The sequence below is a fragment of the Enterococcus sp. DIV1726a genome (genome assembly GCF_051710985.1).
GTDB lineage: Bacteria > Bacillota > Bacilli > Lactobacillales > Enterococcaceae > Enterococcus_B > Enterococcus_B hirae.
The window spans coordinates 459,904-482,304 of the sequence record NZ_JBIOLS010000001.1; the positions used below are offsets into that span (position 1 = coordinate 459,904).

A 22,401-nucleotide genomic window follows, 5' to 3' on the forward strand; every position below is an offset into this window, starting at 1 on the left:
AAAATAGTCCTTACTATTTTTGGAACGCTTCATTTTTTGTACCAATATATTAGAAGTTTTTGTGCAAGGCAGCTAGTATTGAGGTGTTCGTTCAATTTTTTGTAAATATTTGAATAATGTTATGATGCTTCAACACTTCAAAACAAACCGAAGTATCTGAGAAGCATTTTGCTCATTGTATTTTTCAGTACATGTTTGTTTTTGGTTATATATGGGTTTCGTCTACATTTCGTCGACTTAACTCAGGCATCTTCGCTGTCAGCTGACTCCTTGCAAAATCTAAATCATTAAGCCAGTCTTTAATCTGTTCTTTTGCTAGGATTAAGGGCATGCGATCATGAACGGGAAGCACTGATTGACTTGGTTGAGTGGTCAAAATGATTGATTCGGTTTCAAATCCAGCTTCATTTTTATGGATTCGATAAAAACCACCGACATAAAGGACGGACGTTTGACTGTCAGTGAACATTACTTTGTGTTTATCAGAATCCCATTCATAAAAACCCGACATTGGGAAAACACAACGAGTCTCTTTGAAAGGGTGAGAGAATGTCTTTTTTTCTTCCACAGTTTCTGCTCGAGCATTGATCATTAGCTGTCCTTTTTTAAAACCGGTAAAGCCCCAACGAGTGATACCTGGCACAACAGCGGATTCTTGATTAAGACCTAATGTTACTACATGGTTCGATGGAAAAATTTCATTTTTTCCAATGTGGATTTGCTGACTTTCTGCCTGTGGCTTTACTTGTTCATAATACTTTTTCAGTTCATCGGATGCTAAATCAAAAAAATAACGTCCACACATAATTTTTTCCTCCAATCACTAGTTGATAAAACGATCCAATAGTTAGTTAATGGTTGGCAAAAGGCTGTCTCATCAACTAAATAGGATCCCAAGGTGTACGAATTTCTCTGGTAATACGTCAAAAGGGCTAGACTTACTTTGTTTCATTGAAACTTTAATTAAATTGTAACGATAAATGCTTTATTAATAAAGTAAACGCTATCATTTAGTTGCGATGAAGAGATCTGTTAGAGGAAGCAATGTGGGTTAATTAATTGACGGTTTGGCGGAGTTCATTCATTCGTAGTTTTCCCCCGGACAATACTAAGTGATTAATCAAAAAAATATATCCGAAAAACAAAAAATGTCATCACGTACACTCTTTTCGAAACTACCGAAGTAGCCAAGAATGTACTGATGACGTGGGTTTGGCACCCAATGGGCCGTGAGGGGCTCGAACCCGCGACCCGCTGATTAAGAGTCAGCTGCTCTACCAACTGAGCTAACGGCCCAATAAATTTATGAAATATTTACTGAATATTACTTAATAATAGTAGCACTGTGGATTTTAAAATGCAAGACTAGCTTAAAAAAAATCATAAAAAACTTTACGTCTTTATAGAAATTCATTCATAGTTTATTCACAAATGCTCAGTATGATATAACCATACCAACCAACAAAAGTTCTTGCAAAAGAACTAACCCTAACACTTTTTCATTTTTACTCCTTCCCGCCATTTTTAATGGCGGGTCTCCTATTTTAGTAGGTAAAACCATGCAAATGATCCACTTCCTCAAATCCTGCTGCGATCCCTTTTTGTTCCAAAAGCGTTTCATTATTTTTTTGTAACGTTACATAGATTTCTGTACTGGCTTTTTCACGAATCACTCGATTCATCAATCCTTTGTGAGGCGCCATTAATGGATGTCCGTCTTTTTGCAGGACTGCCAGTGTTAATTTAAGCTGTTGTTGTTTGATCGTGATAACTAAATAGTCTTTTTCTTGGACGATCGATAAAATTTTAGCTCCGTAGTAAGTAGCAAAGCGATATTCTTCGCTCTGGATCTGCAACACTGCGATGATTCCCAAAAAACGTCCACCAAGAAATGGAATTTCTGCTGCAGAAAAGAAAAAACGTGCATCGGACGTCTCAAATTGATTACACTGGGCCCATACATAAGTTGCAGGAAAAGAAGAGCCCCAGTCTTTTTCTACATAACCAATCCCCTGATCAAAATCAATGGGTTGATCATTCCAGACTAATTCTCCCTGTAGTGAATGTTTCATGCTTAATATCCCATGATAACATTCCATAAAAGCGAAATAAGAAAAAGGGCCCATGATACTAGGGGCATAGTAGGTCCGATGGATAGGTGTAAAATCGCCATAATCAATCGTTCCATGAATCGACAGATTGTCATTGGTTAACGAAAGAGAAATACCCTTTTCACTAAAGATATTTTCACCAATTTTTATGAATAAATGTTCTTTTTCGATAAAGAGTTGCGCACTATCAAAATAAAAAATCTCGGAATGTTCATGACTGATTACTTGTATAAAGGGAGACTTTTCTCCGTTTTCCGCAATCGAATAGCCAGGAATGAAAGCATAAACGTTATTTCCGATTTGATGTTTAAAATACCATCCTTCAAAAAAAGGGTGGGTTTTGTTTTCTCCTTGAAAAAAATTATCTGTTGGAATCATCTTTATTTCCCTCCATTCACTCTTATTCAGTGTACCATGCCGAATGGACTGAAGGTTTCAAATAAGCTTAGAAGTAAGCCAGTTACTATCCGTAGGTCTTAAGGAATCAGAAAAGTAAGAAAAAATAGCAAACAAAGGACCAAGGTATCTGTTTAAGGAGGGAAAGATTGTTTTATTTTAGGTATTCGCAAGTAAAATTGTTTTATTTTCTCGAGAAATTTATTATAATTGAATTACCTAGTTAAAAAAACTAGATTGGGTGTTTTTAATAACTCTAATAAGATGTTTGTGAAAACAACAAAGGAGAACAAGTAATGGAAAAAATGCGACAACAATTAATTGAATGGGGAAAAGAACTGGAAAATTATCATTTACCTCAGTGGGATGAACTTCCTGATTTAGAACTTTATATGGATCAGGTCAGAACGTTAGTTGATCGCTATCTTTCTCCTGTTATCCGAGGTGAGAAACATCCATTGTTGACCTCTTCAATGGTAAATAATTATGTGAAATTAGGGCTAGTTCCAGCGCCCATCAAAAAACGATACAACAAAGAGCATGTTGCATTTTTAATTGCAATTACATCATTGAAGCAAGTCCTGACAATTCCCGAAATTAAAGAAGGAATCCTCTTTCAAGGGAAAACGGTTGGTATCCGTGAAGCCTACAATCTATTTTGTCACGAACAAGAAAAAGCCATCAAAATGGTTAGCCAATTGGCTCAAGGAGAAGTCTATCCACAGATATTGGAGCAAGAGATACCCGTAGAATATATCGCAGTTCGATCGGCGACCTTGTCATTTGCGATGAAATTGTTGGCAGAAAAAACGATTAGTCTAGAAACTGAGTATTTAATTGAGGAGAAAAAAAATGAAAAATAAAGTGGCGATTTTAGTAGACTCTGGGACAGACGTTCCACAAGAGCTAATTGAAAAATATCAAATGTATGTGATTCCATTAAAGATTATTTATAAAGATCGAGTATATACTGATAAAGTTGATATTACTCCGGAGGAAATCTATCAAAGATTACCTCAAGAGATTCCAGGAACATCTTTACCTGATGGCGAAACAATTACCAAAATTTTTGAACAGATCAAACAGGACGGCTATGAAAAAATCTTAGCAGTAACAATCTCAAGTGGATTAAGTGGTACGTATAACATCGTTCGGTTGATTGCCCAACAACAAGAAGAATTGGAAGCGTATGTACTAGATACTAAGAACATTGGGATTGGAGCAGGCTTTTCAGCAATTCAAGCAGCTAAATGGTTAGAAGAAGGAATGGAATGGTCATTATTGATTGAAAGGCTCAATGAATTAGTCAAACAGACCAAAGTATTCTTTAACGTGGCAACCCTTGAATATTTACAAAAAGGGGGAAGGATTGGATTAGTTGCTTCTATATTAGGAACGGCTTTAAAATTAAATCCAATCATTTCTTGTAATGATGAAGGCATTTATTATACAGTGGGCAAAGCAAGAGGACGTAAAAAAAGTCTAGATCGAACTGTTTCCTATGTGAAAGAACGAGTTGGAACAGCTAAAGTCTTTAACTTAGCCGTTGCGCATGGAGACGCTAAAGAAGAAGCAACTGAGATGATGGCGAGATTGAAGGAAGAATTTCCACAAGCGCAACAAATCTATTTTGGTCAAATATCCCCTGCACTTGTTGTTCATACAGGTCCTGGTTTGTTAGGTGTCGGGGTTCAAGTATTAGAAAAGTAATCAGAAAAATAGCTATTCAACAAAGTCAAACAGCTTAAAATAGCAAAGAAGAGGTTGAAATAAAAGTGTTTAGCATCGAGAAATAAGAAGGGATTTTCGAAAATTGAAAAGAAGTATAAATACTAGTGTTTGCTGTTAATTGTTATCTACTTGGCACTTCCCAAATTAGTGGTTAATTTCGGCTTATTTTTCGAAGATGTTGGTTTCACCATTTATTTGTTTTTCTAGATACTAGAAGAGACTGAGGCAAGTTTTGCCTTAGTCTCTTTTTGATCGTTTAGCTAAGAATGACTCTGAGCGATAGGAAAGATAAAAATCAACATTTTACAACTTAAACAAAAAAAGATAAATATTATATAGCTTAAGTAGCGATGTATTTGGCAGCGTAAAATGTTATAATACGAACTATTAATAAAAAGAGGTGGTATAAATGAAAAAAGTAGGATTTGTAATGGTTATTTCAGCTTTTCTTCTTGTTGGTTGTGGCACAAAAGGAAATAAAGCAGAAGAATCAAAGGCTGCTTCATCCAGTGAAACTCAAACAATGACTAACTCTTCAAGTTCAGCCAAACAAGCATCATCACAAACCCAATCTACTACGACTAACTCCCAGTCTGTCGCGAAAAATACGAATACTACGCAAAATGAAACAACGAGCGCATCAACGACAATCAGCAGCACCACCGAAACAATGGTCACTCCCGATCCGCTAAGTGGCTATACAAACGACCAAATTGAATATGCCCGTGTCTGGTTAGCAGTTATGGGTACACATTACAAAACCGATTTAGCCAGTGGGAATTTTAAACTTCATGTGTCACATTCAGCTGCTGGAGCAGCAGTCAATCCTTATGATAGCACGAGTTTGACTTTTCCAACTGAAACGGTCACTCTTTCAGGAGAATATGGTTATCAAAGTTTAGTTGTTTATTCAAGCAATCATAACGGTACGATCACTTGTTATCCTGTTCCGAGTCATTTTCAAGGTGATCCAAGAGATCAAGCAGCAGTGAAAAAGCAGGAACAAGAAATCCTTGATCAAGCAACGATTGTTTCGATCCCGACTGGCAATCCTGAAGATGTCAAAGAATTAATTGCGGTACAAGTTGTAGATAACTGATGAATACCGTCGTTTTCTATAAAAAATAAAATAGCCCTATCAATCAGTAAAACGAATCGAAAAAATGCTATTTTTTGATTCGTTTATTTTTTGTCACCAAAAACAAATAAAGGATAAACAAAATGAGGATTCAAGTGAGAAGTGTATGTTTTCTGTAAGGCTTTTTTTACAAAGATGAAACATCTTGGAAAATACGTTATAATGGGAGAGTATGACAATAATAAAAAAGAGGTGGCTCTTTAATGAAAAAGATTTTAGTTGTCGATGACGAAAAGCCGATTTCGGATATCGTCAAATTCAATTTAGCCAAGGAAGGCTATGATGTTTATACTGCATATGACGGGGAAGAAGCCTTAGAAAAAGTCACTGAGGTGGAACCTGATTTGATCTTGCTAGATTTGATGTTACCAAAAATGGATGGCTTAGAAGTCGCGCGTGAAGTACGGAAAACCTACGACATGCCGATCATTATGGTGACTGCAAAAGATTCTGAAATCGATAAGGTATTAGGACTGGAATTAGGTGCTGATGATTACGTGACGAAGCCTTTTTCTAATCGTGAACTAGTGGCTCGAGTGAAAGCCAATCTTCGTCGTGGCGCAACTGCTACCAAAGAAGTAGAAGAAATTGCCCCTTCTGAACTCGTGATTGGTGACCTGACGATTCATCCGGATGCTTATATGGTAACGAAACGAGGCGAAACAATTGAACTAACGCATCGTGAATTTGAATTGCTTTTTTACTTAGCAAAACACATCGGACAAGTGATGACACGAGAGCATTTGCTGCAAACCGTGTGGGGTTATGATTACTTTGGTGATGTGCGAACTGTAGATGTAACCGTGAGACGTCTACGCGAAAAAATTGAAGATAATCCAAGTCATCCTAATTATTTAGTGACACGGCGAGGTGTTGGTTACTATTTACGTAACCAGGAACAGGAGTAATTGATGAAAGGAAAAGTGCGCTTTTTTCGATCAGTCAATTTCAAAATTGCGATCACGTTTATTTTGATCTTACTGATTTCGATTGAGATTATTGGTGCCTACTTTATCCGAGGGTTAGAGCGTTCAACAATCAATACATTTATCAAAGATATGAATCAAACAGTTGAATCTTTAGCGACCACGATCAGTCCCGAATTAAATCGTAAAGACAACGCAGACATTGAAGAAGTCAATGCCAATATCAAACGATTCATTGAAAACAATGCCTCGAGTGACATTTTAGAGATTAGAGTTATTGATGAAAAAGGGATTATACGTGGGACAACGGATGTTAGTGATCAAAGCTCAATCGGTAAGAAAAACGATTATGTAGATATCAATGATTTCACAACAAAAAGGTATGTCGCATTAGATAGTGACGATAAGCGAGTGAATATCAATATTCAACCGATCCTGTCCCCGACCGGCGATGCCGTTATCGGGGCTCTTTACGTCAAAAGTAATATTGAGCAAAAATATTCTGAAATCAATAATACTGCGATTATATTCTTCACAGCTTCGTTGATCGCAGCCCTGATCTCCATGGTCGTATCAGTCTTAGTCGCACGGTCGATCACTCAGCCAATTGGCGAGATGCGAGAGCAAGCGATTAGGATTGCTCGGGGAGATTATAGTCGTAAAGTTAAAGTCCATGGACAAGATGAATTAGGGCAACTGGCGGATACATTCAACCAGCTGGCTGAAAGAATCGAAGAAGCTCAAGACACGATGGAAGCGGAAAGGAATCGGTTAGATAGCGTCCTGTCACATATGACAGATGGTGTCATTGCGACCGATCGAAGAGGTAAAGTCATTACGATCAACGATATGGCTGTTTCTTTATTGGATGTCAAAAATGAAGATGCAATCGGTCAGTCGATTTTGACTTTGTTAGATATTGAAGAAGAATATACATTACGTAAACTGCTAGAAGACCCAAATGAAATGGTACTTGATCGTTCAACTGGATTAATGGAAAGCGACCAAATGATTTTACGAGTAGATTTCTCCATGATCCGCAGAGAATCAGGTTTTATTAGTGGATTGGTAGCCGTATTGCATGATGTAACAGAACAAGAAAAAACAGAAAGAGAACGTCGTGAATTTGTCTCGAACGTGTCTCATGAACTTCGCACACCGTTGACAAGTATGCGTAGTTATATTGAAGCTTTAAGTGAGGGAGCTTGGAAAGATGAAGAAGTTGCTCCTAATTTCCTAAAAGTAACGTTAGATGAAACAGATCGAATGATCCGCATGATCAATGACCTGTTGAATCTTTCGCGAATGGATACAGGAAATACACAATTACAGTTAGAGTACGTCAATTTTAATGAATTAGTCAATTTTGTTCTTGACCGCTTTGATATGATGGTGGGTAACCAAGAAAAGAACTATACGATTAAACGGGAATTTACCCAAAGAGATCTTTGGGTAGAGATTGATACCGATAAAGTAATCCAAGTGATTGATAATATTATGAATAATGCGATCAAATATTCTCCAGACGGTGGAATGATCACATGTCGTTTGTTGGAAACACACAATAATGTGATTTTAAGTATTACTGACCAAGGACTTGGGATTCCTAAAAAAGATTTGAATCGGGTATTTGAACGGTTTTACCGCGTGGATAAAGCGCGTGCGAGAGCCCAAGGTGGAACAGGGTTAGGATTGGCTATCTCTAGAGAAGTAGTCAAAGCCCACCGTGGCGCAATCTGGGCAGAGAGTAAAGAAGGAAAAGGATCAACCTTCTATATCTCGTTGCCATATGAACCATATGAGGAGGAATGGTGGGAATGAAAATTTCTGAAAAAGTTATTCGAATAGGATTACTCCTAATGATTGCTTTAAGTATCTACCTCTCATATGCCATTTGGCTAAGTCCAGCAGGTAAAACCTCGGTTAATTTTGACGAATCCAATTCACAGATGATTGATTCACAAAACTACCGAAAAGCATCTGAAGTTTTTCTTCCATTACATGTGACTTGGTTGCATTCAGGACAAATAAAGGAAACAAATAGTGAAAATCTTGTTTCTCGCCTCCAAACAGTCATCGAGGGCGCTCGATTTGGCAGAGTAACAGAAATCGTCAATGGCGATAAAGAGAAATTTGACAAGCTAAAAACTATTCAAGAAGGCATTGAGCTTACTTATAATGCGCCGCTACTACTTAGTGAGTATAAAGAAGCCTTTCATCTAAGTTTGGATTTTTCAGCGCTTCCTAATCGGACAGATTCTATTTACTTTATGCGTATCCAGTTTGATAAAAATGAGAACAAAGTGCGATTCCTTGATTTTGAGACGGATTCCATTTACGAATCGAATCTTTCAGTTGATTGGAAAGAGTTGGAAAAAGAATTAAAGGCAACCGATAGTACGTGGACAGAGATGGAAAAAACGCCTTCGATTGTTGAGACACAATATGAAACGAAAGATAAAATCAAATTAAAAAAATATAGTTATATCCTGTCACAACAACCATATACTTTGTTTAGAAATGCCTTTTTCCAAAAACCAGATGAGGTCAAAACAAATAATGAGAGCAATGAACTGCTTTTTTATGATGGAAATGAGACGATGAGGATTCATTCAGAAACACAAATCGTTGATTTTCGGGGAGAAATCGAACAAGACAACGTCACAGCAAATATTTTCTCACAAAGTTTTCCATATATTAGTAAATTAGGCAATTCATTAGGAAATATGCGTTATTTTGATCGAGAGAACAATCAAATCGATTATCGAATATTTGTAGAAGGATTTCCTGTATTTGGTTCAGACAGTAAAGGGAAAGTTGAGATTGAAATTGGAGCGGATCAAGTAGATTCACAAGTGAAGATCCAAACCAGCTTGAATACGATCCAAGTACCGATTCCATCTGATGAAGAAGTTGAATTGCCACAAACAGAAAAAGTCATCCAGAGTCTTTTGGATAAAGGGGCAGACAAAGAAAAAATCGAGTCGTTGATTGTTGGCTACACGTGGCAAAATATCAAGGAAACGAATCGAGTCGTCGATTTATTACCTGAGTGGTATGTAAAATACCAAGGTCAATGGTACGCTGTCAATGATTTGCTTGGACGATTACCTGAAACGGAGGCGAATTAAATGGATTTCAAAAAAATTGAATGGATTTTTTTCGTTGCTTTTTTAGGGTTAAATGTTTTTTTATTTAGAAGTTATCAAGAAACGATCAGCCAAGAAAATAATGTGATCCGATCAGGACAAACCGAATCCATTCAACAACGACTTTCTAGTGATGACATTTCTTATACTGGTAAAATCTCTTCAGAAAGTAGACAAGGGTATTATTTAAGTGCGGAGGAAACGGACCTTAGTAAGGAACTGGACAGTCAACGTCATGGGACAAGTAAAAAAGGACTGTTGAGTAGTGGGATTGTTTTCAATGACAATGTTTTAACAAAAACTTTATCTGAGACAGAATCAGAAAATAGTATTTTTGATCCTGATAAAATGGGAAGTTCAGTGAATAGCTTTTTAAACAAAAAAAACAATGTACTCTTTGGTAGCGATTATGTTTATATGAAGAATTTTTCTGATCTAGACAGCGCAACGCCGGAAGTACAAGCGAGTCAGAAATATGATGGTCTACCTTTTTATGATGATACAGCAAAAATTGTGTTTTCACTGAATAAGCAAGATAAAAGTTATGCTGTCACGAAGTACACGCAGACACATTTATCTGATATTGAACAATTACGGGAAAAAACAGAATTACACACAGAAGAAGATGCAATCAAAACATTGTATGTAAATAATAAGATTTCTCGAGGTTCAAAAATCCTTTGGAGGCAGCTTGCTTACTCTTGTATTTTGAAAGTGCGAGAAAAGAATGTGTATGTTCCAGTCTGGTATGTGGCGATAGAAACGCCTGATAAATCGATCCAAGTAGAGTCAGTCAATGCATTTAGTAATACGATTGTAACAAATAATACGATTCCAAAGGTGGAAGATCATTAAAAAAGTAGTATAATGAAAAAAGTTTACAAAGTAAGAAGGGAAGTAGTCAAATGGCTGAAGAAAAACCAGCTTTTAAAATCAGTATCCTAGCCAGTGGAAGCTCTGGAAATTCACTTTATATCGAAAGTGATAAAAAAAGGCTCTTGGTAGATGCTGGTCTCAGCGGGAAAAAAATTACTTCTTTGTTGGCTCAAATTGATCGGACACCTGACCAATTAGACGGGATTTTAGTCACTCACGAACATCGAGATCATATTCATGGGGTAGGGGTACTTGCAAGAAAATATCATTTAGATGTGTTTGCCAATGAAAAAACATGGGAGGCAATGTCTCCATTAATTGGGAATGTTCCTATTGAACAAAAGCATTTGTTTGAAATGGGGAAGGTGCAAACATTTGGGGATCTAGATATTGAAAGCTTTGGCGTTTCTCACGATGCTGCAGCTCCGCAATTTTATCGTTTCCATAAAGAAAACCGTTCATTTGTGATGTTAACTGATACAGGTTATTGCAGTGATCATATGCGAGGAATCATCAAAAATGCAGATGGCTATTTGATGGAAAGTAACCATGATTTAGAGATGTTGCGGATGGGCCCTTATCCTTGGAATTTAAAGCAACGGATCTTAGGTGATCGGGGGCACTTATCCAATGAAGATGGCGCCTTAGTCATGACAGATGTTATTGGTGATCGTACCAAACGTATCTACCTTGGTCACTTGAGTAAAGAAAACAATCTAAAAGAACTAGCTCACTTGACGATGGAGAATGTCCTAAAAGAAAAAGATCTAGGTGTCGGTTATGAATTTGATATTTATGATACCGATCCCTCAGAAGCAACGGAGTTATTTTCGATTTAGCCGTAGTCAACTATATAACCCAAAAAACGCTCAAACAACTTGTTTTGAGTGTTTTTTGTTCATTTAAAGCAGAGAGGATTTTTGTCTCATTCAGTTACGTTTTATTAACAACGGGGTGTACTTTCAATAAGGCTATAATAGTTTAAATTTTAGATAAGATATATTGTTAACTGGTTATTGATAGTGGTTTTTTATTATATTTAATTAAATATAAATGTTTGTTTAATAGAGGTGTATTATGAAAAACAGTTATTTTATTATTTTAGGGTTGTTATTGTTGGCGGGATGTTCAAACTCAGGAGTTGATCGTACCTCTTCCAGCACGGATCAGACTTCCACGCAGATTACCAAGACTTCTACAGAAAATTCACAAAATAGTACCACCAAGGAAAAAGAGAATCAACCTATTAGTAATGTAGAATCGACGGGAAATAATCCTGCAGAGGATTCAAATGTGCAAGAAATAAAGGATTCTTCAACTACTACTGAAACGATTGCTAATGAAAGCGAGAAAACAGATGAATACTATCGTTTAATCAAGCAGGCGTGGCAAGAACAATCTGAATATATCAACTCGTTAACAGATCCCAAGGTGAAACAATCTGTTCAAACACCGTCTGCTGCCGCAAACACCAAAGCTAGCCAATTGGAATTGGACAATCCAGCAGATACTCAGTTGATCCAAACTAGTTTAAAACAAGTGCTGAATGGTCAATAATAAATAAGGAAAAATAGTTGTGATTAACAGGATCCTTTCCGAAAAAATTAGCCGAAGGAGATTGAGACAAGTTTTGTCCCAGTCCCTTCGGCATTTTTTGACAAATGCTAAAACAGCTATTCAAAGATCAAGTATAGTTAGACCGTAAATGAAAAATATAATAGAGAAGACTAGGCAAGAGGGACATTGCTCAAAACAGACAGATACAAAGTGAAACTAGCTTCCCATTATTATTGTATTAGTGAAAAGATTGAAAATTTTTATTACGCCTAATAGGTGTATCACTTACTTTTACATAAACAAAAAGTTGAAACCAGCTAAAAATTTTTAGAAAAATGATTAGAACATATCAAATGTTTCGCTGTTTTGCACTCTCTATGCGAGATAACGATAACACTCAAAGTAGGAAACATAGTCAGATGTGATCCACATTGACGATAGACATACCATTGAAATGCTTTGCTATTTTTCAAAGTAGATGAATAGGGAAAGAAAAACATAGTGATTAGGCAATATATTTCAAGAAGGATTCTTTGATTCGTTGACATTTTTTTCTGGTTTTTGCATCGTAAGTCTTACTGATTCCTAAAAGGAGACAAATTTCTTTACAAGAATAACCGTGATAAAGTAGTTCGATGAAGGTACCTCTAAAAAAGTCCTGTTTTTTAAAATTTTCTATTAGAAGTTTTTCCTCGATCGAACGTTCTGCACTTTTAACTGTGCAATTTTTAGAATGATGTAGCGATTCGATGTTTTCCCATCTTGTCACGTCATAAGTAATCCCATCTTTATTGAAGACTTTACTTCCGGATTTTTTATATTGTTTCCAAGTCTTCTTTTCAGCAATATAAATCCTTCGCAACGTAACATTTTTAAACGTGGAGCCTGAGATACTCTTGAAATCTTCAATGCCTTCCCAAATTGCTAAACAAAGGTTACTGTAGAAGTCTTCAAAAGGAATAAATACTCCGTTAGATTGTGCTTTAAATACAAAACGATGCGCACAAGATTTTATATAAGGGTCTAAATCTAAAATGATTAAATCTAAGATATCTTTATCATTCGTCAGATAATATTTCTTCAATAAGTCATCAATCATTTGCCAGATATTCATTTCGCAACACACTACCTTTATTTTTTTGAAAGATACGTTCCTAAAAATGTTATTTTGTGACACATAAAATAACTTTTTTTGTAAAAGTTAAATAAATGATAGTCTGATAGATATATAATAAAAACTGCAGTTTTTTAATAAAAAATTTTATTTTTGTTTTATTCTTTATAAAATCGTGAATGACGGCAGTCAGTCTGATATAAAGGATATGTCTTTTTTTAAATGATTTTTCTAAGAGATGGTGCATTCGTAAGTAGTAATGATTGATAAAATTAATTAAAGTATGTAATGAATTAGCAAGTTCCTCATTTAATAACAAAAACAAAACAATATTAATTGTTTTAAAATCACTTTTGTATTTATCTTATTTATAAATAAAGTGTTTTTTTATCGCATTTTTGTAAAACGAAAGCAAAGACACTTTAGTTGGAAGAGAAGGGGAACGAGTTGGTTTAGTGCAAAGTTGATAACTCTTGTGGGCGCCCATAAGACGATGTCGATGTGGTTAAATTTTTTCTATGAACCAATCTAATTCAATGTTTATAGTTAGATCTAGATGAACATGATTTTAATAGGATCTGAAAATAATCCAAATGGCAATGACTGCTGTTTTCTGTCGTATTTAAAATAAGAGTGCTATTAGAGAAGAACATCAAAGTGTTTTGAGAAGGTTAAAAGAGGAAATGGTGAGTGTCACGATAAATGGAAACTGCTAGTAGCTAGCGGATAAAACATAATGAATAGCTATAAATAAATCTATCTTTTTCATAACTACGAAGGAAAAATTTGTTAAGAGAATGAGCCGGGATCGGAAAGGACACAAAAAAAGACCAGCGACTAAGAGTTGCTGGTCAGTGGATGGTATAAGAAGAGTCTTTTGATAAGGGGTTGTTTAGTAGCTTATGAAGCAGCAATCCAGCCCTTTTGAACGGCGATTTGTACAACTACCACCAATGTATTCATTCCCACATGTGTGATCATCGAGGTCCAGATTCTTCCCGTTGCTTTGTATTGTAGACTAAAGAAAAAACCTAAGAAAAAGTAGATCAGTAAGTGACCATCATTATGGGCAAAAGCAAACAATAAGGAACTAACGATTGCCCCAATCCAAAAGTTTGTATATTTGCCAACGATACCTAAGATGCTGCGACGAAAGACGAATTCTTCCATGACTGGACCAGCAACTGTGGTAGCTATTAAAAAGGCTGGAGCTTCAAGAATCATTTGAATAATATTTTGCGTATTCTCAGAAGGAGCGCTGTTACCAAATAAAAGAGTTTCCAACGTTACTGCAAGCGCCTGTAAGATCAAAGCAATGAAAATCCCAACAAACCCATATAAGATGATTTTTGGCGTCGAAGCACTAGGAATGGCTGCTTCTAGTGGTAGTGGTTCATTTTGCTTGAAATAAAAGAAAGCTAAAACAATTGCTCCTAGGATATAGGCAATCGTCGTTGCTGTAATCACGTCAGTAACAGTATGGACGATTCCGATAGAGGAAAGGATCAATGGGGAAAGAAAAATGAGTCCATAGCAAAAGATACTAGCGAAACTATATTTTTTTAATGACATAAAATACCTCCTTAAAGATAGGCAGAAGTAGACTGCAAGAATAGAAATTAATTATAACATAGATCAATTTAGAGGCTATTACTAAGGGACTTCTAACGGTTACGGATAAAATTAGTGTACTTTCATTTAAAAAGCTTGCAAAAAAATCAAAGTATGAGTATTATTAAAAATGTAGGTTAGCACTCGATGTGTAAGAGTGCTAACGAATCCAAAAAAAGAGTTATCGGAGGGATTTATCGTGTTAAAACCATTAGGTGATCGCGTCATTATCGAAGTCGCAAAAGAAGAAGAAACAACTGTTGGAGGAATTGTTTTAGCTTCATCCGCTAAAGAAAAACCACAAACAGGAACAGTTGTTGCAGTCGGTGAAGGCCGTTTATTGGAAAACGGAGAAAAAGTTCCTGCTGCTGTAAAAGCGGGCGACCAAGTGATGTTTGAAAAATATGCCGGTACAGAAGTAAAATTTGAAGGAAAAGAATATTTGATCGTTGCAGGAAAAGATATCATGGCGATCGTTGAATAAATAAAAAAGTACGAAAAAAATTTGATGAGGTGAATAGACATGGCAAAAGAATTGAAATTTGCAGAAGATGCACGCGCAGCAATGCTACGTGGAGTTGATAAATTAGCTGATACAGTAAAAGTAACATTAGGTCCAAAAGGTCGTAATGTTGTATTAGAAAAATCATACGGTTCACCATTGATTACTAATGATGGCGTAACGATTGCAAAAGAAATCGAATTGGAAGATCACTTTGAAAACATGGGTGCAAAATTAGTTTCTGAAGTGGCTTCAAAAACCAATGATATCGCAGGTGACGGAACAACAACCGCTACTGTGTTAACCCAAGCAATTGTTCGTGAAGGATTAAAAAACGTAACAGCTGGGGCAAATCCTTTAGGTATTCGTCGTGGGATCGAATTGGCAACAAAAGCAGCAGTTGAAGAATTACACAACATTTCAACAGTCGTAGATTCTAAAGAAGCAATTGCTCAAGTTGCAGCTGTTTCTTCTGGTTCAGAAAAAGTGGGACATTTGATTGCTGATGCAATGGAAAAAGTCGGCAATGATGGTGTTATTACTATTGAAGAATCAAAAGGAATCGAAACCGAATTAGATGTTGTTGAAGGGATGCAATTTGATCGTGGTTACTTGTCACAATACATGGTGACTGACAATGACAAAATGGAAGCTGTTTTAGAAAATCCATACATTTTGATCACAGATAAGAAGATTTCTAATATCCAAGACATCTTGCCTTTATTAGAACAAATCTTACAACAATCTCGTCCGCTATTGATCATCGCTGACGATGTGGATGGAGAAGCTTTACCAACATTAGTCTTGAACAAAATCCGTGGGACATTTAACGTTGTTGCAGTGAAAGCACCTGGTTTCGGTGATCGTCGTAAAGCAATGCTTGAAGATATCGCTATCCTAACAGGCGGAACAGTGATTACGGACGACTTAGGATTAGAATTGAAAGATGCAACAATCGAAAACCTAGGAAATGCTTCAAAAGTTGTGGTAGACAAAGACAACACAACAATCGTTGAAGGCTCTGGCGATAAAACAGCCATTGAAGCACGTGTTCAATTGATCAAAAACCAAATTGCTGAAACAACATCAGATTTTGACCGTGAAAAATTACAAGAACGCTTAGCAAAACTTGCTGGTGGGGTTGCAGTGGTCAAAGTTGGTGCAGCAACTGAAACAGAATTAAAAGAATTGAAATTACGAATTGAAGATGCGTTGAATGCAACTCGTGCTGCCGTTGAAGAAGGTATGGTTTCTGGTGGTGGTACAGCATTAGTGAATGTCATCAGCAAAGTTTCAGCAGTTGAAGCTCAAGGGGACGTTGCAACAGGTGTGAAAATCGTTGTTCGTGCCTTAGAAGAACCAATTCGTCAAATCGCAGAAAATGCGGGATATGAAGGTTCAGTCATCGTTGATAAATTGAAAAATGTTGAATTAGGAACAGGTTTCAATGCTGCAACAGGCGAATGGGTAAATATGGTTGAAGCAGGGATTGTTGATCCAACCAAAGTTACTCGTTCAGCATTACAAAATGCTGCATCTGTTTCAGCTCTATTATTAACAACTGAAGCAGTAGTTGCTGACAAACCAGAACCAGCAGCACCTGCAGCGCCAGCAATGGATCCATCAATGATGGGCGGCATGATGTAGTAATTAAGAAAGAACCCTGATATAAAAGGGTTCTTTCTTCTTTTTTTTTTGTTTTAAGTAAAAGGGGCAAAAAATTAAGGGATATTTAGTTAATCAATCATTCGATGCGGATAGTTGCTCAGGCTCTAGAACTATCTCTATTGTTAGAAAGACCTATATAAATGAAGCTAGAGGATCTTGATATGCTACTATTTTTGCCTTTTTTTGTCTTCTTTATATTCTTCATATTTTTCAGATTCTCATTCTTAGACAACAAGGAGTGATTATTTTCCTTTGTACTTTTTAATGGCATAGGTTTCTCTACTAGGCAGTATTCTTTAATGTTTACTAGGTTAGACATTCGTTCGTTTATTCGATGTTTTCTTCTCAATATTTTTAATAGTCTTATGCGTTGTAGTATGGCCTTTATTTTATTCTTTATTAGTCTCAGTATTCTTTTCAGTATACCTGCTTTTTTTTGCTTTTTATACAATTGAAAAACTCCTCTCATTTACTGGTTTAAATGCATAGTAGCAGAGTTTTAATGAGGAACCTGAACTTATTTTTCTAGATAATTAAAATAAAGTTCTGCTTTTAAAAATTCAAAGACAAGTTTAAAGATTCGAAGACAAAAGTATGTATCGTATTGCTCGTTTTTTTAGAAGGTGAAGCAAAGATCTTGCTATGAGACGCGTTTCATAAGCTATACTCAATTCATCAAAAAGGAGGAATTACTGATGAATACTTATATCAAAACGACCAATGGCGCTACGAATGACTATTTTTATGCTTTTGTTGAATTTAAAGAAACAGTGCTTGAATTGTCTAGTCCTCAAGGGTTAAATAAAACGGTAATGAAAAAAATTCCTTTAGATGAAATTAGTGGATTGGCTAAAGATACGTATCTGGGTGGGCAACGTATTAGCTTTGAATATGATGGAACGTTCTATCAATTTTTTGAATGTGGGCATGCTGTGGTAGACTATTTACAAGAAAATCTTTTTGCATAGGTGGTTTTAGTAAAGCATGACAAACATCAGAGATATTGCAAAACTGACGGGCTATTCTGTCTCTACCGTTTCACGGGTGATCAATAATCATCCTTATGTTGACGAAACAAAACGTGCCAAGATTCTATCCGTCATTAATGAGTTATCGTATGTTCCTAATGCAAGTGCCAGACAGCTCAGTTATGGAAAAACAAAAAATATTGGTGTTATTCTGCCTTATACGGATCATCCTTATTTCGATCAATTGCTTAGTGGGATCATTGAAGTCGCCTTCAACGAAGATTATCAGGTGACCTTGTTACCAACAAATTATCAGGCAGAAAGAGAGAGAATGTATTTAGAAGAATTTGCAGGTAAACGATTTGATGGTTTGATCGTTACTTCTCGTGCCAACAGTTTAGATGTATTGCTCTCTTATCAAAAGTATGGGCCAATCATTTTTTGTGAAGAAATAAAAGAAACAGAAGCTAGTTGCGTGTTTATCGATCGTGAACAATCTATTACTGAAGCATTATTGTATTTAAAAAATCAAGGCGTGGAAAATCTAGGCGTTACTCTAGGAAGAAGCGGGCGGCTTAGTTTTAATACAAAAGTGACGTTGGAACTTTGTAAAAAAATATTTCCTGATTTCAAAGAGGAAAATGTTTTTTGGAACTGTATTGACTATGAGCAAGGGGTGAATGCAGCGACGTATTTTAAAGAAAAAAAGGTAGATGGTGTCTTCACTAATTCAGATACAGTTGCTGCCGGTATTTTGCAAAGCTCCATCTTAGAAAGTAAAAAACGTCTTGTTGGTCGTGATAATCTGTTGATCAGTGAGCTAATGTCTTTTTCGACGATTGATCATGGCTTAAGAGAATGTGGAGAAACGGCCTTTCTACTTTTTATCGAAGAAAAAAAAGATCAAATCAAAATTCCTTATCGATTTATTGTGCGATAGTCGAAATGGTTTTAATGCGGAATCAAAAGTAGATCGAAGTAACGCAAAAACCTAAAAAAGAAACCGAATAGCCAAAAATAGTTTCTCCTATTTTTGTGATTGCTTCGGTTTCTTTTTGACGTCAATGGATTATGAAAGAATGTAGTGTCTGCATTCTGACAGGATGGATCATAAAGTGAGATCTTCGCTACTTATTTCCTAAAATGAACGTCCACTCAAAGACAACTTATTCAACCGCGTATGTTTGAATGATCGTATTCAATGCTTGGGCAGCTCCGCTCCCACAACGCTCATCATAGTAAGCAGTGAATCGTTCATCAGAGATATACAATAAGCCTAAGCCACGATGAGCTTCGGAACTATAAGAAGGCCAGCTAAAAGTAAGCCATTTTTTGTGTTCTTCAAATAGTTTCAATGCTAGTTTTTGATCAGAGTCTGATTGTAAATAAGCTGTCAAATCAGCTAAGAGTTGTTTTTCTAAAGACTGCATTTCTTTAAATTTTTCTTCAGACATATTTTGCCATTTTTTATTTGCTTTCTCAACGGTGTCATCTCCATATTTTTCTCGTATTTCTTGTCCATAGTTTGTTTCATTTTCCATTATTTTTTGTTTTTTAAATCCTTCAAATTTCTCATGATCTTTCATCGGTTTTCCTCCTTCGTAACTCTCCAATGTATGTTGAATAGTCATTAATAGTGTGTCGAGCTGTTTTCTTTTTTCTTGTAACATTTCTTGATGGTGGATCAACGCTTGTCGATGATCGAAAGCTGGATTATCTAAAATTTCTGCAATTTGTTCTAACTTAAAATCAAGGGAGCGATAAAACAAAATCTGTTGTAGTCGGTCAACTTCTTGGCTAGTGTAGATCCGATAGCCAGACTCAGTCACCCGTGATGGTTTCAGTAAGTGGATCTGATCGTAAAAACGCAGGGTACGAGGACTAACACCAGAAATTTCTGCCATTTTTTTTATAGTATATTCCATGCTTAACCTCCTTATAGAATGATCTTATTCCTTGACGTAACTAGAAGGTCAAGAAATTTTGAATATTTTTTTGTGTTTATTTTTATGTTATAATAAGTAAAGTAGAAAAACGAATTTTTCTGCTTTAAATATGTCATGTTGAAAGCGATTCCTTTGTTGGGCGCTTGTTATAAATAATAATAGAAAAGAGGAATAAGATGAAATTAATCGAAACGCCAGTTACAAGTAATTTAAATATTAAGACGTTTTATCCTAAAGTAGTAGATTTTTTCTTTAGTAGCAAAGCCATCAAATACTATAAACTTTATTCGCTTGATCGAACACAGATTTTATACATTGATACGTATGAAAAATCCCAATTATTGATGATTAATACGAAGAAAAAAATCACCAAGCAAGAAATTGATTTTGCAATCCGTCGCATTTTGAAAGCAGAACGTGAAGACGTCAAGGTCCATATTGGTGTAAAACAAGACTTAGAACGAGCAGGTGTCCAATTCAAACGACCAAATAAAGATATCGTGATTGTTGAACAGAAAGTAGGTCGTTCAGTGGAGGACAAATAAAACAGTCTTCTGCAAATGAGTAAGTTGTGTACCGGTCTCAAAATTGGAGCTGTTAAGAAAAACTAGATACTTGGTTCAGAGAATAAGAGAAAAAATTTTTTCCAGGTCTCTAGGGATGGATGGCCAAGGGCAAAATGCATCCATTTAGTATTGTAGTAAGTTTTAATACATTTAAATATTTCCATCTGAGTTTGAGGTGATGTCTCTGAATTGAGTCTCTTTGTCCCACGATGTTGGTAACGAAAAATCTTAGGATAAATTCAACAGAAAGAAGAAAACTTCTTTCTGTTTTTTTGAACTGGAATCGGACGCTTGTTTGACTTCAAAAAAACTAGGAACTTTTTTATAAGCTTCGTTCCTCTTTTAAGTAATGCTTTTCTTGTTATAACTTCTTCATGTCGTCATGAGCATCAAAAAGTGCGTTCCCTTTTCCAAGAAACGCACTTGCTTTATATTTTTTAACTTCTTGAATCCAACGATACAAGCGGTGAGCCTGTTTTTTTTGCTAAAGACTAACTTCTTTCACAAAAAATTATTCTTCGATCATCAGGTTGACGGCAACAATTTTACTTACTTTATCAACTGAATCTCTTGGCATAATAGAAATCCTCGATTTTCCTTCACTTTTTATCTAGTTTATTACAACAATTCCAACATCAAACTATAAATCTTTCCTAATACTTATTAAAATATAAAAAAAAATTTATGATGGTACCTCTTTATCAGTATATAATGCTAAGTGTCGGGAGATACGTTACATAAATCTTATTACTATAGATAAAGGGAGGTCGTTAAATATATAAGAAAGCGCAAAGTATAATATTTTTTTATTTAGGAAAAGAAAATTAAGTTTATGTAACTATGTATTATTAGATCTCTATTGAATCCAAGGATGCTTTATTTAGATGATGATCAAATTTAAACCCATACAGATATCTATTATAGAATAAACATAATCATCCGATTACTTGGAGAAAAATCAATACCGACATTTATTAATGGTTAGAGAATATGAACTTTAGGATATCATGATAAAAAATAAAATATAAAAGGATTGATTTGATGAAATATAGTAAACTATTATTATTTACCTCGTTTTTGTGCATTAGTGCTGGGACAATAAATACCATGACAGTTAATGCAGCTCAACAAGTAACTGTCTCAGATTCAACTGTCCGAAATGCTTTAGAGGCTGTAAACAACTTATTTACCGACAATACATACACCACATTATCCCCAAACACAACAACTGAAACGATCAAAGAAGCTAGAACGCTGATTCTTAAGGCCGCAGGAAAATGTGACATCGTTCATTTAAGTAATTTATGTAAGAAGGCGGAAAAATTGTTATTAGAAAGTACCAATTCAGTAGATTCAGCTGTCCAAAATGCTGTAGAGGCTGTAAACCATTTATTTACCGACAATACATATACCACATTATCTCCAAACACAACAACTGAAACGATCAAAGAAGCTAGAACGTTGATTCTTAAGACCGTAGGAAAATGTGACATCGTTCATTTAAGTAATTTATGCAAGAAGGCGGAAAGCTTGTTATTAGAAAGTACCAATTCAGTAGATTCAGCTGTCCAAAATGCTGTAGAGGCTGTAAACCATTTATTTACCGACAATACATATACCACATTATCTCCAAACACAACAACTGAAACGATCAAAGAAGCTAGAACGCTGATTCTTAAGGCTGTAGGAAAATGCGACATCGTTCATTTAAGTAATTTATGCAAGAAGGCGGAAAGTTTATTAGCACTATCTGTTCATTTATAAAAAATAGAAAGTTTATAACCTTTCACTTCTTTAAATATTCCTATAGGCACGACATCTAAAAGTGGGAAGTAAAAAAATTGACATAGGCTGTTTGTCCTCTGCACTGTACGGAGGGCGAACAGCCTAATGTCTGTAGTCTTTTATGAGAGAAGCGGTGATTAAATTCAGTTTTTTCGGAAAAATCATGGAAGATTGGACAACTTTTAATTTCACTTCAAAATTGTCTGTAACCATAAAAAAGTCGACCCCAAAAAAGGTCACTTTTTAGTCTAAATTTTTTGAGGTTGGTTCATTATTGTTCTGGGTGATAAATTTATTTTCATTTGTCCTTTTTCAGAAAATAATCAAGATTTCTTCTACTCTAGCGTTTTTTTGTTA

At 35.6% G+C, this 22,401-nt stretch carries 20 protein-coding genes and 1 tRNA gene; 15 read left to right on the forward strand and 6 right to left on the reverse strand.

Annotation, left to right across the window (positions count from 1 at the left end; genetic code table 11):
- Window positions 1–205: 205 nt before the first annotated feature.
- From IGJ27_RS02110 to IGJ27_RS02120, 3 genes are all read right to left on the reverse strand, one after another.
- Window positions 206–805: an SOS response-associated peptidase gene (locus IGJ27_RS02110; protein ID WP_178306181.1), complete on the reverse strand. Its 600-nt coding sequence runs from the start codon at window positions 803–805 to the stop codon at window positions 206–208.
- A gap of 418 nt (window positions 806–1,223) precedes the next feature.
- Window positions 1,224–1,296: transfer RNA gene (locus IGJ27_RS02115), tRNA-Lys, on the reverse strand.
- A 248-nt stretch (window positions 1,297–1,544) separates the two neighbouring features.
- Entirely contained in the window at window positions 1,545–2,489 is a 945-nt protein-coding gene (locus IGJ27_RS02120) for a tocopherol cyclase family protein (RefSeq protein WP_178306180.1), read from the reverse strand.
- 314 nt (window positions 2,490–2,803) lie between these two features.
- Here IGJ27_RS02120 and IGJ27_RS02125 point away from each other — a divergent pair, with 314 nt between their 5' ends.
- The 9 genes from IGJ27_RS02125 (at window position 2,804) to IGJ27_RS02165 (ending at window position 11,884) form a co-directional block, all read left to right on the forward strand.
- Window positions 2,804–3,370, forward strand: coding sequence for a DUF1836 domain-containing protein (locus IGJ27_RS02125; RefSeq protein WP_010720056.1), 567 nt, complete (start codon window positions 2,804–2,806; stop codon window positions 3,368–3,370).
- Window positions 3,360–4,217 carry a DegV family protein gene (locus IGJ27_RS02130; RefSeq protein ID WP_010738442.1) on the forward strand — a complete coding sequence of 286 codons (858 nt, stop codon included), beginning with the start codon at window positions 3,360–3,362 and terminating at the stop codon, window positions 4,215–4,217. The genes IGJ27_RS02125 and IGJ27_RS02130 overlap by 11 nt, the downstream gene beginning before the upstream one ends.
- 430 nt (window positions 4,218–4,647) lie before the next feature.
- On the forward strand, window positions 4,648–5,337 hold the full coding sequence (locus IGJ27_RS02135) for a hypothetical protein (protein ID WP_053765760.1): 690 nt from the start codon (window positions 4,648–4,650) through the stop codon (window positions 5,335–5,337).
- A 242-nt stretch (window positions 5,338–5,579) separates the two neighbouring features.
- Entirely contained in the window at window positions 5,580–6,284 is a 705-nt protein-coding gene (yycF, locus tag IGJ27_RS02140) for a response regulator YycF (protein ID WP_010720053.1), read from the forward strand.
- A gap of 3 nt (window positions 6,285–6,287) precedes the next feature.
- Window positions 6,288–8,123: a cell wall metabolism sensor histidine kinase WalK gene (gene walK / locus IGJ27_RS02145; protein ID WP_010738440.1), complete on the forward strand. Its 1,836-nt coding sequence runs from the start codon at window positions 6,288–6,290 to the stop codon at window positions 8,121–8,123.
- Window positions 8,120–9,433 (forward strand): YycH family regulatory protein, encoded by a 1,314-nt coding sequence (locus IGJ27_RS02150; protein WP_178306179.1) that lies wholly within the window; start codon window positions 8,120–8,122, stop codon window positions 9,431–9,433. Before walK ends, IGJ27_RS02150 begins: the two co-directional genes overlap by 4 nt.
- Window positions 9,434–10,306 carry a two-component system regulatory protein YycI gene (locus IGJ27_RS02155; RefSeq protein WP_010720050.1) on the forward strand — a complete coding sequence of 291 codons (873 nt, stop codon included), beginning with the start codon at window positions 9,434–9,436 and terminating at the stop codon, window positions 10,304–10,306.
- Window positions 10,307–10,356: 50 nt separating this feature from the next.
- Complete coding sequence (locus IGJ27_RS02160; protein WP_010720049.1) at window positions 10,357–11,166, forward strand: MBL fold metallo-hydrolase; 810 nt, start codon at window positions 10,357–10,359, stop codon at window positions 11,164–11,166.
- Window positions 11,167–11,404: 238 nt separating this feature from the next.
- On the forward strand, window positions 11,405–11,884 hold the full coding sequence (locus IGJ27_RS02165; RefSeq protein ID WP_178306178.1) for a hypothetical protein: 480 nt from the start codon (window positions 11,405–11,407) through the stop codon (window positions 11,882–11,884).
- Window positions 11,885–12,389: 505 nt separating this feature from the next.
- Here the strand turns inward: IGJ27_RS02165 and bacL2 are convergent.
- Both bacL2 and IGJ27_RS02175 read right to left on the reverse strand, forming a co-directional pair.
- A complete protein-coding gene (gene bacL2, locus IGJ27_RS02170; protein WP_034699527.1) occupies window positions 12,390–12,998 on the reverse strand; it encodes a BacL2 family protein in 609 nt (202 codons plus the stop codon).
- 900 nt (window positions 12,999–13,898) lie between these two features.
- The gene (locus tag IGJ27_RS02175; RefSeq protein ID WP_010738437.1) at window positions 13,899–14,570 is read right to left on the reverse strand and encodes a CPBP family intramembrane glutamic endopeptidase; all 672 of its coding nucleotides are present in this window, start codon (window positions 14,568–14,570) and stop codon (window positions 13,899–13,901) included.
- Between the two features lie 238 nt (window positions 14,571–14,808).
- Here IGJ27_RS02175 and groES point away from each other — a divergent pair, with 238 nt between their 5' ends.
- The 4 genes from groES to IGJ27_RS02195 all read left to right on the forward strand — a co-directional run bounded on the left by groES (window position 14,809) and on the right by IGJ27_RS02195 (window position 18,687).
- Window positions 14,809–15,093, forward strand: a complete 285-nt coding sequence (gene groES, locus IGJ27_RS02180; RefSeq protein ID WP_010738436.1) for a co-chaperone GroES — start codon at window positions 14,809–14,811, stop codon at window positions 15,091–15,093.
- Between the two features lie 39 nt (window positions 15,094–15,132).
- On the forward strand, window positions 15,133–16,758 hold the full coding sequence (groL, locus tag IGJ27_RS02185; RefSeq protein WP_010720044.1) for a chaperonin GroEL: 1,626 nt from the start codon (window positions 15,133–15,135) through the stop codon (window positions 16,756–16,758).
- Window positions 16,759–17,474: 716 nt separating this feature from the next.
- Window positions 17,475–17,747, forward strand: coding sequence for a hypothetical protein (locus IGJ27_RS02190; RefSeq protein ID WP_034699533.1), 273 nt, complete (start codon window positions 17,475–17,477; stop codon window positions 17,745–17,747).
- Between the two features lie 16 nt (window positions 17,748–17,763).
- Entirely contained in the window at window positions 17,764–18,687 is a 924-nt protein-coding gene (locus tag IGJ27_RS02195) for a LacI family DNA-binding transcriptional regulator (protein WP_081127718.1), read from the forward strand.
- 226 nt (window positions 18,688–18,913) lie between these two features.
- On the opposite strand, the gene IGJ27_RS02200 is transcribed toward IGJ27_RS02195, so the two are convergent.
- Window positions 18,914–19,672 (reverse strand): MerR family transcriptional regulator, encoded by a 759-nt coding sequence (locus IGJ27_RS02200; protein ID WP_096708440.1) that lies wholly within the window; start codon window positions 19,670–19,672, stop codon window positions 18,914–18,916.
- Window positions 19,673–19,869: 197 nt separating this feature from the next.
- On the opposite strand from IGJ27_RS02200, the gene IGJ27_RS02205 reads away from it, so the two are divergent.
- Window positions 19,870–20,238: a DUF1827 family protein gene (locus IGJ27_RS02205; protein WP_063626561.1), complete on the forward strand. Its 369-nt coding sequence runs from the start codon at window positions 19,870–19,872 to the stop codon at window positions 20,236–20,238.
- Between the two features lie 1,062 nt (window positions 20,239–21,300).
- A complete protein-coding gene (locus tag IGJ27_RS02210) occupies window positions 21,301–22,023 on the forward strand; it encodes a hypothetical protein (RefSeq protein WP_176581659.1) in 723 nt (240 codons plus the stop codon).
- The last annotated feature ends 378 nt before the right edge of the window (window positions 22,024–22,401 follow it).